Genomic DNA, 14432 nt, shown 5'->3' with positions numbered 1-14432 from the left:
TGATTTAGGTTTGTCATTTTTTAAGCCTATACGTATCAAATGTATTATTTTTACAGTAATAAAAAAATTTTGAAAGATGTTTTGCGCATTTTTCACTTTATAACGAATCTATTCAATAATTCTTCGTTTTTACAATTAAAAATGAGGAATCTGTTATTAATATAAACCTTATTCATGAAGATATTTTCTAAGGAACAAATTTACGAAGGAGATCAGCTTACAGCTAAAAAGCAAAACATTACATCAACAGAATTGATGGAACGTGCAGGAATTCAAATATTTAATTGGTTACATGTGCGTATGCAAGGAGCTCAAGTGCCAATTCATGTGTTCTGTGGGATTGGTAATAATGGAGGAGACGGTTTGGTGGTTGCTAGACATTTGATCACACATGGTTATAATGTAAAAACCTATGTGGTAAATTGCAGTGATAAGAGAACCAAAGATTTTTTAATTAATTATGACCTTATAAAGCAGACCACTAAAAAATGGCCAGATATGCTAGGTTGTGAAACAGATTTTCCTGAAATTCATAAGGATGATATTATTGTAGACGCCGTTTTTGGTATCGGGTTAAATAGACCAATTAATGATTGGGTTAAGGCATTGTTTCAACACTTTAAAAAGAGTCAAGCTTTTACTTTAGCGGTTGATGTGCCATCTGGAGTATATACGGATAAACCAATTGAGGATGAGTTTGGTGTAGTTTGGGCAAATTATACACTAAGTTTTCAATCACCAAAATTAGTGTTCTTTTTGCCAGAAACAGCTAAGTTTTCCACCCAATGGGAAGTTATTGACATAGGAATAGATAGAGAATTTTTATACGCTACAGAAACCGAAAGTGAAATTATTGGTAAAAATGAAGTGCTTCCTATTTATAAACCAAGAGAGAAATTCTCACACAAAGGTGATTTTGGGCATAGTTTAATTATTGGTGGTAGCTACGGAAAAATGGGGTCAGTTTTGTTATCTAGTCGTGCTGCACTATTAATAGGTGCTGGATTGGTAACATCTTACATTCCAAAATGTGGCTATCAAATTATACAAAGTTCGTTTCCTGAAGGTATGGTTATTACTGATGAAAGTGAGACTTTAATTTCTAATATCAAATTTAATATTGAACCTACGGTTATAGGCTTGGGTGTTGGTTTAGGAACTGATGCTAAAACAGTTTTAGCTCTCGATACATTTTTAAAAATAAATAAAACTCCATTAGTTATTGATGCAGATGGACTCAATATTTTATCTAAGAAAAAAGCGCTTTTAAAATTGTTGCCAGATCTATCGGTATTAACACCACATCCTAAAGAGTTAGAGCGTTTAATTGGATCATGGAAAGATGACTTTGAAAAACTAGAAAAAGCGAAGTCATTTTCTAAAAAACACAATGTTATTATAGTGATTAAAGGCGCAAATACAATTACTGTTTTTAACGAAAAATGTTATGTCAATACAACTGGGAATCCAGGTATGGCAACCGCAGGAACTGGAGATGTTTTAACAGGAGTAATTACAGGTTTAATATCACAAGGATATGACGCATTAGGAGCTACAGTTTTTGGAGTGTATTTGCATGGTAAAGCTGCAGATATTGCTATTGAAGATTTAGGATATCAAAGTCTCACGGCTAGTCATATTATTAATGCTTTAGGAAGTGCGTATATTGATTTATTTAAACAGCCAGAACAGCCTCAAGAACAAGCGCAGAAAACTGACGATAAAAAGTAAATTAATTGCGTTGATATAAAGACAAAAAAAAACACTTCTATTGAAGTGTTTTTTTTTTTTTTTATTTATAATAATTGAAAGTACCCTATGGTTCAATCTTTAGTTCTTTTTCTAATAGTTCTACTAACTTAGGGTCTGATGGTCTTGGTGCATCTGCGCTTACAATATTACCGTTAGGGTCAATTAATATAAATCTTGGTATGCCTTGTATGCCATACTCTCTTACAAATTGAGAACTCCAATCCCTATCTGCCATTAACTGTACACCACCTAAATCTTTATCCTTAACCATGCTCACCCATTTATCATGATCTTTAGCTTGGTCTATAGAGGTACTAACAAATTCTACATTTTGACCATGAAATTGTTTTTCAACTTCTTTTAAAGAAGGGATTTCTCTAATACATGGTCCACACCAGGTTGCCCAAACATCGACATATACATATTTTCCTTTTAAATCTGTAAGTGATAGATCGCCTCCTTTATGATTTTCATAATTTACAAACTGAGGAGATGGTTTTCCTTTAATTAGATTTTTGTTTTTTTCAAACGATGCTGTTAACTTTTTCTTAGTGTCCTCATTTGTAGAATTGTTTACAAAGAAATTATAAATAGATTCCATGTTTTCATTTCCTGGGGAGACTAAAAAACTTGATAAATAGTCAATCACATCATTTTTTAAGGGTTGAATCTTAATATCAGAAACACCTTTTAAGTCCTCTGTTGTAACAGATGAGATGTCATCTCCTAGGTTTTCAAATATACCTCTTAAAGCATTATCAAAAGCCATATCCTTATAAGAACTCGAAGACTTATAAGCTCTTGAGTTATCAAAAACCATATTTTTTAATTCTGTAGGGATAAAGCTTTCCGAAACTTTAAAGTCTTTTTGTTTAGTAAAATAGGCGTGTCCTTGACCATATTTGTTTAGTAATGCATAATTATCGTAAACTAGGTTTTGTTTTTCCGCAGAAATAAACGCTTCATCGGTATTTGTTAAACCATTTAAAAGGGTTTCGTTTGTTGATTGTATTTCAGATAGTCTAGCTTTAAATGCATCTTCATTTAGAGAATATAACTCGGCTTCGTTAGCAGTTGCTTTGATATTGTTAAGTGTTTTTGCAGCTAAATAATTATTTTTATCAGCACCTTCACCAGTATATTTTATGGTTTCATCAAACTTATTGGCATCTAACTTAATGTTGATATTGTTGTCAAAATCTAAATGTATAGGTGTAAATTCTCTTCCAATAGACATGGTAAAAAATCCATGTTCAGGAATATGAAGAGTGTCTGCAAATGTGCCATCTTCATTAATAACTATTTCAGCTTCAAAGTCTACATGTTTAATAATCGCCTTTTTTGCTTTAGAATTGTCTACTTTTCCAGTGATTATAGCGTAGTCGACTTTTGGTTCTTGCTTACAAGCAAAAATTGATAACATCACAAGTGCAATAATTAATCTTTTCATATTATATAATAGTTTTAGTTAAGCAAAAATACAGATTATCCATTTTTCACATACATATTTTATTAATTATTAACATTTGTTGCATAGTCTAAATGTTATTCAGAATTTTGAACAGATAAAATATAACTATGAGTACAACGCATATTATCTCTTCGGAAACTTTAGAACTTTCAACTATTGGAGATGTCCTTTTTCAGAATAAAAAAATAGAACTATCAAAAGAGTCAATCAAGAAAATTGAAGATTGTCGTCATTATTTAGATGAGAAAATAAAAAAAGAAAACCAACCTATTTACGGAATTAATACAGGTTTTGGGTCATTGTGTGATGTGAAGGTTTCTAATGATATGCTCACCAAGTTACAAGAAAACTTGGTCATGTCACATGCCTGTGGAGTAGGAGAACGCGTGCCTACAGCCATAGTTAAGCTTATGTTGCTACTTAAAGTACAATCATTAAGTTATGGTCATAGTGGTGTGCAACTTAAAACAGTTCAACGACTTGTAGATTTTTATAATAATGATATATTTCCAATTGTATTTACTCAAGGTTCATTAGGAGCATCTGGAGATTTAGCACCTTTGGCACATTTAGCTTTGCCACTTATAGCAGAAGGTGAAGTAGAATATAATGACGAAGTTTTTAAGTCTCATGACATTTTATCAAAATTTAATTGGGATCCTATAGAGTTGCAATCTAAAGAAGGGCTAGCTTTATTAAACGGAACACAATTTATGAGTGCCTATGGCGTACATTTACTATTAAAATCATATAAGCTGTCTTATTTCGCCGATTTAATTGGGAGTATTTCTTTAGACGCTTTTGATGGAAGAATAGAGCCGTTTAATGAATTAGTGCATCTAGTGAGACCACATAAAGGTCAATTGAAAACCGCACAACGAATAAGGGAATTTCTTGAAGGTAGTGAGTTGATAGCGCAAGAAAAAGCTCACGTGCAAGACCCTTACTCATTTAGATGTATGCCTCAAGTACACGGAGCAACAAAAGATACGTTGGATTTTGTGCATAAAACATTTAAAACTGAAATAAATTCGGTTACCGATAATCCTAATATTTTCGTTGGTGATGATGAAGTTATTTCTGGTGGAAATTTCCATGGGCAGCCCCTAGCGTTAGCTTTAGATTATTTAAAAATTGCTGTAGCAGAGTTAGGGAGTATATCAGAGCGAAGAACCTATCAGTTAATCTCAGGATTAAGAGGGCTTCCTGCGTTTTTGGTCGATAACCCAGGATTAAACTCAGGTTTTATGATTCCGCAATATACAGCAGCAAGTATAGTGAGTGCAAACAAGCAACTTGCAACACCTGCCAGTGTAGATAGTATTGTGTCAAGTAATGGCCAAGAAGATCACGTAAGTATGGGAGCTAATGCAGCAACACAATGTTATAGTTTAGTTAATAATGTAGAGCGTATTTTGGCTATAGAGCTTTTAAATGCGTCTCAAGCTCTTTTTTTTAGAAAACCAATACCGTCTTCACCTCTAATAAATTCGTTTCTAAAAAGTTATAGGTCTGAAGTTGAGTTTGTTTCTGAAGATAAAGTTTTTTATAAACTCATGATGAAAACACAGTATTTCATCGGTGATTTTTACATCGAAAACGACTTGCTTTTCGATTAAATGCAGAAAAAAATGTTCAACGGTTTAATACCTAAAAAAAGGTTAAATTTATTTGGACGACAGTATTTTATAATATATTTTTGACCTAAGGTTGAGGTGAATACTCTTTATTTTTAACCTAATAATAGATTAAATTAATAGCAAATTAATCTATTATTCTTACCCGAAAAATTGTTTAATAGCACAACAATTGATTATTAGCATTTATTGATTTAGAATGATTTCATTCTAGTTGATGTTCTAAATTTTATAGTACATCAATATTTAAGTTTAAGCTTACACGTAAATCTTGTATTTGCGTTTTGCCGGCAATACGTGTATTGTCTATATAAATGTTAAGATAATTTTAATTTAAACCAAATGTTATGTTTATGAGCAATTTTACCCGAAGCGGTGGGCGCGCCAAAATTTGGCAATCCATCACGAATTTATCGTGTTGTAGTATTGATCTTTTTACTAAACGAAATTTCAGCATGAAGGCTTTAGTCTTTTTCATGCTTTTCTCGTTTAGTGTGAGTTCAGTGATCGCACAACAAACAGAAAGGAGTATATTCATTAGTGGATGTCAATCAGAGGCTCCTACTGGATTTACTGAAGCAGAAATAGCTGCGTTGTATGAAAATGAATGTGGAGATAATACTCCAACTGTAGAAATCACCCCTTTCTTAGATGGTGATGACTGTAATTGGACTTTAAAAATTTATTATAAAATTTATTGCGGTGAATTTTATGCTGAATTTGCAGTAGATTATTTCGGAGGAGATAATACACCTCCTACATTAAATGAAGGAGCAGAAATACCTGAAGGTGGTCAAGGTCTTGATTTATGTCTTGACAATGTTCCTGTAGGTCCAACTGCTGCTAGTATTGCAGCTTTGTATTCTGATAACTGTAGTGACGTTATCGTTACTAAATCAGGAGCTCCTTCTGGGAGTGATTGCGAATGGTCTGTAGACTATTTATATTCTATTCAAGATGCGTGTGGTAATATGGCATCAGATTTTATTGTATCTTATAGTGGTGGAGATAATCAAGCACCTTACCTTAATAAAGGAGCTGTTATTCCAACAGGAGAATCAGGATTAAACTTATGTTTTTCTGATAAGTCAGAAGGACCAACAGTTGAAGATATTGCATCATTGTTTTCTGATAACTGCGGAAATGTGATTGTTGAAAAACAATCTGTCTCTAAAGGGTCTGATTGTAAGTGGCTTGCAGAGTATACATACATTATAAAAGATGATTGTAATAATTTTGCTGACTCTATAGTTTTACAATATTTTGGTGGTGATCAAGAAAACCCAGAATTATCCGGAGTGCCAGAAGATATTACGGTTAATTGTGTTGATGAAATTCCATTAGCAAGTACTAAAGGTATCTATGCAACAGATAACTGTAGTGATAAAATATTAATATCATCTTCGGATGATACAAGTAGTTTGGGAGATGCTTGTGAAGGAGGTGTTGTAATTAGAACATATTCGGCTACAGATGACTGCGGAAGATCAGTTGCTCAATCTCAAACAATCACAGTTTTACCAGCACCAGAATCTACTGTTGTAGCACCAGAATTACCAACAAGTATTTCTTGTGAAGAAGCTACATCTTATGTAGCGCCAGATGCGACCTATAATAATGGTGTTTCTCAGGGAGCTTGTTCAATTGCAGGTTCGATCGAAGGAGAGGTAAGTACACAATATAGTGTTTGTGGTGGAGAATTATCTATTACATATAATGGTGTTGATTCTTGTGGTCGCACATTAACTGCGGGACCGTACGTAATTTTAGTAGAACCAGCACCAGCTGCAGAATTTGACAGCATTGTAGGAGGAAGTTTAACTTGTGAGGAAGCAGATACGTTTGTAGCTGAATCATTAGGTTATTCAAATGGTTCTGATGGAGTATGTTCAATCGAAGGGTCGGTTGAAGGTGTTATATATAATGAATATACTATCTGTGGAGGATTTTTATACGTAGATTATATATTCACAGATGATTGTGATAGAACAATTGCTGAAAAGATAACTTATACTGTAGAACCAGCACCAATGGCGATATTTGGTGAAGTAGAAGACATGGTAATTTCATGTGAAGAAGCAGGATCATTTACAGCAGGTTCATTAGGATATACAAATGGAGCTTCAACAGAGGGATGTTTAATTGCAGGATCAGTAGACGGTGAATTAAGTGGAGAGTACACAGAATGTGGTGGAGCACTTACAGTAAACTGGACGTACACTGACGAATGTGAAAGAACAATTCAGGCAAGCCAAACGATTACAGTTGAGCCTGCGCCTTTAGCAGTATTTGATGAAGTCGAAGACATGACAATCTCGTGTGACGAAGCAGGATCATTTACAGCAGGATCATTAGGATATACAAACGGAGCTTCAAACGAAGCATGTGTAATCGAAGGATCAGTAGACGGTGAGTTAAGTGGAGAATACACAGCATGTGGAGGAACACTTATGGTAAACTGGACTTACACTGATGAATGTCAAAGAACAATTGAGGCTAGCCAAACGATTACAGTTGAGCCAGCACCAATGGCAGTATTTGATGAAGTCGAAGACATGACAATCTCATGTGATGAAGCAGGGTCATTTACAGCAGGATCATTAGGATATTCAAACGGAGCTTCAAACGAAGCGTGTGTAATCGAAGGGTCAGTAGACGGTGAGTTAAGTAGAGATTATACAGCATGTGGAGGAACACTTACTGTAAACTGGACTTACACTGATGAATGTGAAAGAACAATTGAGGCTAGCCAAACGATTACAGTTGAGCCAGCACCAATGGCGATATTTGACGAAGTAGAAGACATGACAATCTCATGTGAAGAAGCAGGATTATTTACAGCAGGATCATTAGGATATACAAACGGAGCTTTAAACAAAGCATGTGTAATCGAAGGATCAGTAGACGGTGAGTTAAGTGGAGAGTACACAGAATGTGGAGGAACACTTACAGTAAACTGGACCTACACTGACGAGTGTAAAAGAACAATTGAAGCTAGCCAAACGATTACAGTTGAGCCAGCACCAATGGCAGTATTTGATGAAGTCGAAGACATGACTATTTCATGTGAAGAGGCTGGATCATTTACAGCAGGATCATTAGGATATACAAACGGAGCTTCAAACGAAGCATGTGTAATCTCAGGGTCAGTAGACGGTGAGTTAAGTGGTATGTACACAGAATGTGGAGGGTCGCTTACTGTAAATTGGACTTACACAGATGCTTGTGAAAGAACAATTGAGGCAAGCCAAACGATTACAGTAGAGCCAGCACCAATGGCAGTATTTGATGAGGTTGAAAACATGACAATTTCATGTGATGAAGCAGGATCATTTACAGCAGGTTCATTAGGATACACAAACGGAGCTTCAAACGAAGCATGTGTAATCGAAGGATCAGTAGAAGGTGAGTTAAGTGGAGATTACACAGAATGTGGAGGAACACTTTACGTTGATTGGACGTACACTGACTATTGTGAAAGAACAATCACTACGAAGCAAGAAATTACGGTTGAGCCAGCACCAATGGCAGTATTTGATGAAGTAGAAGATGTGACCATCTCATGTGATGAAGCAGGATCATTTACGGCAGGATCATTAGGATATACAAACGGAGCTTCAAATGAAGCATGCGCAATCGAAGGATCAGTAGACGGTGAATTAAGTGGAGAATACACAGAATGTGGAGGAACACTTACAGTAAACTGGACTTATACAGATGATTGTGAAAGAACTATTGAGGCTAGCCAAACTATTATAGTTGAGCCAGCACCAATGGCGGTATTTGATGAAGTAGAAGACATGACGATTACATGTGATGAAGCAGGATCGTTTACAGCAAGTTCATTAGAATATACAAACGGAGCTTCAAACGAAGCGTGTTTAATAGCAGGATCAGTAGACGGTGAATTAAGTGGAGAATACACAGAATGTGGAGGAACACTTACAGTAAACTGGACTTATACAGATGATTGTCAAAGAACAATTGAGGCTAGCCAAACGATTACAGTTGAGCCAGCACCAATGGCAGTATTTGATGAAGTAGAAGACATGATGATTACATGTGATGAAGCAGGATCGTTTAAAGCAAGTTCATTAGAATATACAAACGGAGCTTCAAACGAAGCGTGTTTAATAGCAGGATCAGTAGATGGTGAGTTAAGTGGAGAATACACAGAATGTGGAGGAACACTTACAGTAAACTGGACTTACACAGATGATTGTGAAAGAACAATTGTGGCTAGCCAAACGGTTATAGTTGAGCCAGCGCCAGTTGCAGTATTTGATGAAGTAGAAAACATGACAATTTCATGCGAAGAGGCTGGATCGTTTACAGCAGAATCATTAGGATACACAAACGGAGCTTCTAATGAAGCGTGTGTAATCGAAGGGTCAATAGACGGTGAATTAAGTGGAGATTACACAGAATGTGGAGGAACACTTTACGTTGATTGGACATACACTGATGAGTGCGATAGAACAATCACTGCGAAGCAAGAAATTACAGTTGAGCCAGCACCAATGGCAGTATTTGATGAAGTGCAAGACATTACAATTGCTTGTGATTTAGCAAATCAATACCAAGTTGGGTCATTAAGTTATACAAATGGAGCTTCAAATGAAGCATGTTTGATCTCGGGATCAGTAGACGGTGAATTAAGTGGAGAATACACAGAATGTGGAGGAACACTTTACGTTGACTGGACCTTTACTGATGAGTGTGATAGAACTATAACTGCTAGAAAGACAATAACTGTTTCACCAGCACCTTCTGCAGCATTTGACGAAGTAGATGACATGACAATCTCATGTGATGAAGCAGGATCATTTACAGCAGGTTCATTAGGATATACAAACGGAGCTTCAAACGAAGCGTGTTTAATCGAAGGATCGGTAGACGGTGAATTAAGTGGAGAGTACACAGAATGTGGAGGAACACTTACAGTAAACTGGACATACACTGATGATTGTGAAAGAACAATTGAAGCTAGCCAAACGATTACAGTTGAGCCAGCACCAATGGCAGTATTTGATGAGGTTGAAAACATGACAATTTCATGTGATGAAGCAGGGTCATTTACAGCAGGTTCATTAGGATATACAAATGGAGCTTCAACTGAGGCATGTTTAATTGCAGGATCAGTAGAAGGTGAATTAAGTGGGACGTACACAGAATGTGGCGGAACACTTTCTGTTGATTGGACTTACACTGACGATTGTGAAAGAACAATCACTGCTAAGCAAGAGATAATAGTTGAGCCAGCACCAATGGCAGTATTTAATGAGGTAGAAGACATGACAATCTCATGTGAAGAGGCTGGATTATTTGTAGCAGGTTCATTAGGATATACAAACGGAGCTTCAAACGAAGCATGTGTAATCGAAGGATCGGTAGACGGTGAGTTAAGTGGAGAATACACAGAATGTGGAGGAACACTTATGGTAAACTGGACTTACACTGATGAATGTCAAAGAACGATTGAGGCTAGCCAAACGATTACAGTTGAGCCATCGCCAATGGCAGTATTTGAAGAGGTGGAAAATATCACAATCTCATGTGAGGAAGCAGGATCATTTACAGCAGGATCATTAGGATATACAAACGGAGCTTCAAACGAAGCGTGTTTGATCTCAGGATCAGTAGAAGGAGAGTTAAGTGGTGAGTACACAGAATGTGGAGGGTTGTTATTTGTTGATTGGACTTATACTGATGATTGTGACAGAACAATTACAGCAAGACAGCAAATCAAAATTAATCCAGCACCAATGGCAGTATTTGATGAAGTAGAAAATATCACAATCTCATGTGACGAAGCAGGATCATTTACAGCAGGTTCATTAGGATATACAAATGGAGCTTCTAATGAAGCATGTGTAATCGAAGGGTCAGTAGACGGTGAATTAAGTGGAACATACACAGAATGTGGAGGAACGCTTACTGTAAACTGGACATACACTGATGAATGTCAAAGAACAATTGAGGCGAGCCAAACTATTACAGTAGAGCCAGCACCAGCGCCAGTATTTGATGAGATAGAAAACATGACAATCTCATGTGACGAAGCAGGATCATTTACAGCAAGTTCTTTAGGATATACAAACGGAGCTTCAACTGAGGCTTGTTTAATCTCAGGGTCAGTAGAAGGTCAATTAAGTGGAACGTACACAGAATGTGGTGGGACACTTTATGTTGACTGGACTTACACTGACGATTGTGAAAGAATAATCACTGCTAAGCAGGAGATTGAAGTTGAGCCAGCACCAATGGCAGTATTTGATGAAGTAGAAGACATGATAATCTCATGTGAAGAAGCAGGATCATTTGCAGCAAGTTCTTTAGGGTATACAAACGGAGCTTCAACTGAGGCTTGTGTAATCGAAGGATCTGTAGACGGTGAGTTAAGTGGAGAGTACACAGAATGTGGAGGAACACTTACAGTAAACTGGACATACACTGATGATTGTGAAAGAACAATTGAGGCTAGCCAAACGATTACAGTAGAGCCAGCACCAATGGCAGTATTTGATGAGGTTGAAAACATGACAATTTCATGTGACGAAGCAGGATCATTTACAGCAGGTGCTTTAGGATATACGAACGGAGCTTCAAACGAAGCATGTGTAATTGCAGGATCAGTAGAAGGTGAATTAAGTGGAACGTACACAGAATGTGGTGGAACGCTTTCTGTTGATTGGACTTACACTGATGATTGTCAAAGAACAATCACTGCTAAGCAAGAGATTACAGTTGAGCCAGCACCAATGGCAGTATTTGATGAAGTGGAAGATATGACAATCTCATGTGAAGAAGCAGGATCATTTACAGCAGGTTCATTAGGATATTCAAACGGAGCTTCAAACGAAGCATGTGTAATCTCAGGATCAGTAAACGGTGAGTTAAGTGGAGAGTACACAGAATGTGGAGGAACACTTATGGTAAACTGGACTTACACTGATGAATGTGAAAGAACAATTGAGGCTAGCCAAACGATTACAGTTGAGCCAGCACCAATGGCAGTATTTGATGAAGTGGAAGATATGACAATCTCATGTGAAGAAGCAGGATCATTTACAGCAGGATCATTAGGGTATACAAATGGAGCTTCAAATGAGGCATGTGTAATCGAAGGATCAGTAGACGGTGAGTTAAGTGGAGAATACACAGAATGTGGAGGAACACTTACAGTAAACTGGACATATACTGATGAATGTCAAAGAACAATTGAGGCTAGCCAAACGATTACAGTTGAGCCAGCACCAATGGCAGTATTTGATGAAGTGGAAGACATGACGATCTCATGTGAAGAAGCAAATTCATTTGTAGCAGGATCATTAGGATATACAAACGGAGCTTCTAATGAAGCATGTTTAATAGAAGGTTCTGTTGATGGAGAAGCTACACCAGATTATACGGAATGTGGTGGAACAATATTAGTTAACTGGACTTACACAGATGATTGTGAAAGAACAATTGAGGCTAGCCAAACGATTACAGTTGAGCCAGCACCAATGGCAGCATTTGAAGCTATCGAAGATGCAACGATTGCATGTGAAGATTTAGCATCTTATGAAGCAGAATTCTTATCATACACAAATGGCGGTACAGAGGCTTGTTTAATTGCGGGATCTGTTCAAGGTGAAGCACAGCCTTTCGAGGGAAGTTGTGGAACTTTTGAAGTAGACTTTACTTTCACAGATGATTGTGGACGTACAATTACAGCTAAGCAATTAGTAACTGTAATTGATGAAACTGCTCCAGTATTAGTAGGAGAGTTACCAATGGGAGAATCTGATGTAAATGTATGTTTTGCTGATGCACCAGAAGGACCAAGTGTTGAAGATGTTGCTGCGTTATTTACTGATAACTGCGGAAATGTAAACGTAACTAAAACTGTCTTCTCGCCAGATGAGAACACAGATTGTCTATGGGCAATTGTAATTAGATACGATGTACAAGATGATTGTGGTAATTATGCAACTCCAGTTAAGATAGCTTATAATGGTGGTGATACATCTGCTCCTGTTTTAGAAGGAGAATTACCAGTAGGTACTTCAGGGTTACAGTGTTTAAGCGAAAATCCAGGTGCTCCAGAAGCAGGTGCGATTCGTGCAGCATACACTGATAACTGTGGAGATGTAATAGTAACTGCATTAGAGCCTTCAATTGAAGGTGATGATTGTGGGTGGATTGCTACATATACTTATACTGTAGAAGATTCTTGTGGAAACTTCGCAGATAATGTAGTAATCGTTAATAGTGGTGCTGATACAATGGCTCCAGTATTAGTTGGTGAAACACCTCCTACAATTGTTAATTCTATCGATGCTTGTAAAGATGGAGACCTAGGTGAGCCATCAGCAGAGGATATTGCAGCATTATACTCTGATAATTGTAGCGAAGTTACAGTTGTTAAAGTTGAGAAGTTGTCTATAGGATCAGATTGTGAGTGGATCAAAGTATTTGAATATACTGCAAAGGATGTTTGTGGTAACACAGCAGAATTAATCAAATTCACGTATTCAGGTGGTGATCAAACTGCTCCTGAACCAACAGGTGTTTGTGATAATGAAGTGATGACAATAGGTACTGAAGTGGGTGCAACTTGTCCAGCAGATGCTTCAATCTCTCTTGAAATAGGAGATGAGATCACTGCAGGAGATAACTCTTGGTCAGTAGCAGGATTAACTGTAGCAGATATGAACGGTACTCTAGTGCCATGTTTCACAGATAACTGTGCAGATGTAAGTGAATTAACTTATAGAGTTACAGATAAAGGTATGACAGGAGATGATTGTTCTAAAACGTTAACGATTACTTTTGAAGTTGAAGATAACTGTGAAAACGTATCTGAACCATTTACATGTACATTTATCATTGTTGATGATACTGCACCTGTAGTAGAATGTCCAGAAGGTGAAGATTATGGTGTTGTTGCTGAAACTCCATCTGGTTTTGCTGATAAAGCGCCTTATGCTGATAACTGTCAAGAAGATGGTCAAACTCAAGATTACGAAGATGTAATTACTGAAGCAGTAGGTGAAACAACTTACGTAAGTGGTGATTTTGTATTCACTTTTGAAGAAGGGTATGTATTAACATTAGGAGGTTTGCCAACGGGAACTCAAAATGATAATCCTTACTACAGTGGATCGATAACTGACTTAAATGGAAGCCCATTATCAAACTATGGAACTTTCGAGGTTATCTATAACCCATCAAGTGGACAGTATGATATCATGCAAGATTTAGGAAGCGGAGCTTCTGTAGCAGGTAGTGCAACAGCAAATGCTTTTGATATGTGTGATGCAACAGCATGGATATTTAATGCTCAAGACGGTCATAATAAAGCGTTTACTTTAGAATGCCCAGAGTATGAAACTACTATTGATTATACTTTAGTACGTACGTTTACAGCTAATGATGGTTGTGGTAATGAAGCATCTTGTGATGTGACATATACTTGGACTATTGCAGATGAAGACAATGCTGTTGATTTAGAATGTGGAACATCTGTGACTGGTGATACGAGTGATGGAGGTGCAGAAGATGTTACTATAGTTATTGATTATGGA

Annotated in this window: 4 protein-coding genes; 3 read left to right on the top strand and 1 reads right to left on the bottom strand. The window is 36.8% G+C overall.

Annotation, left to right across the window (positions count from 1 at the left end; genetic code table 11):
• Window positions 1–174: 174 nt before the first annotated feature.
• Complete coding sequence (locus TD29_RS00020) at window positions 175–1731, top strand: bifunctional ADP-dependent NAD(P)H-hydrate dehydratase/NAD(P)H-hydrate epimerase (protein ID WP_040278007.1); 1557 nt, start codon at window positions 175–177, stop codon at window positions 1729–1731.
• Between the two features lie 85 nt (window positions 1732–1816).
• On the opposite strand, the gene TD29_RS00015 is transcribed toward TD29_RS00020, so the two are convergent.
• A complete protein-coding gene (locus TD29_RS00015) occupies window positions 1817–3202 on the bottom strand; it encodes a TlpA family protein disulfide reductase (protein ID WP_040278006.1) in 1386 nt (461 codons plus the stop codon).
• Window positions 3203–3330: 128 nt separating this feature from the next.
• Here TD29_RS00015 and hutH point away from each other — a divergent pair, with 128 nt between their 5' ends.
• Together hutH and TD29_RS00005 are read left to right on the top strand one after the other, a co-directional pair.
• A complete protein-coding gene (gene hutH, locus TD29_RS00010; protein ID WP_040278005.1) occupies window positions 3331–4842 on the top strand; it encodes a histidine ammonia-lyase in 1512 nt (503 codons plus the stop codon).
• 473 nt (window positions 4843–5315) lie between these two features.
• The coding region (locus TD29_RS00005; RefSeq protein WP_040278003.1) for an HYR-like domain-containing protein at window positions 5316–14432 on the top strand (9117 nt) is incomplete at its 3' end.

This window comes from Psychroserpens damuponensis, from assembly GCF_000826655.1.
Taxonomy (GTDB): domain Bacteria; phylum Bacteroidota; class Bacteroidia; order Flavobacteriales; family Flavobacteriaceae; genus Psychroserpens; species Psychroserpens damuponensis.
This window is presented reverse-complemented; position numbering and strand designations above follow the sequence as displayed.

Excerpts from the sequence above, each read along its gene's own strand:
- TD29_RS00020 (WP_040278007.1), top strand. The coding sequence starts at position 175 with ATGAAGATATTTTCTAAGGAACAAATTTACGAAGGAGATCAGCTTACA.
- hutH (WP_040278005.1), top strand. The coding sequence starts at position 3,331 with ATGAGTACAACGCATATTATCTCTTCGGAAACTTTAGAACTTTCAACT.
- TD29_RS00015 (WP_040278006.1), bottom strand. The coding sequence starts at position 3,202 with ATGAAAAGATTAATTATTGCACTTGTGATGTTATCAATTTTTGCTTGT.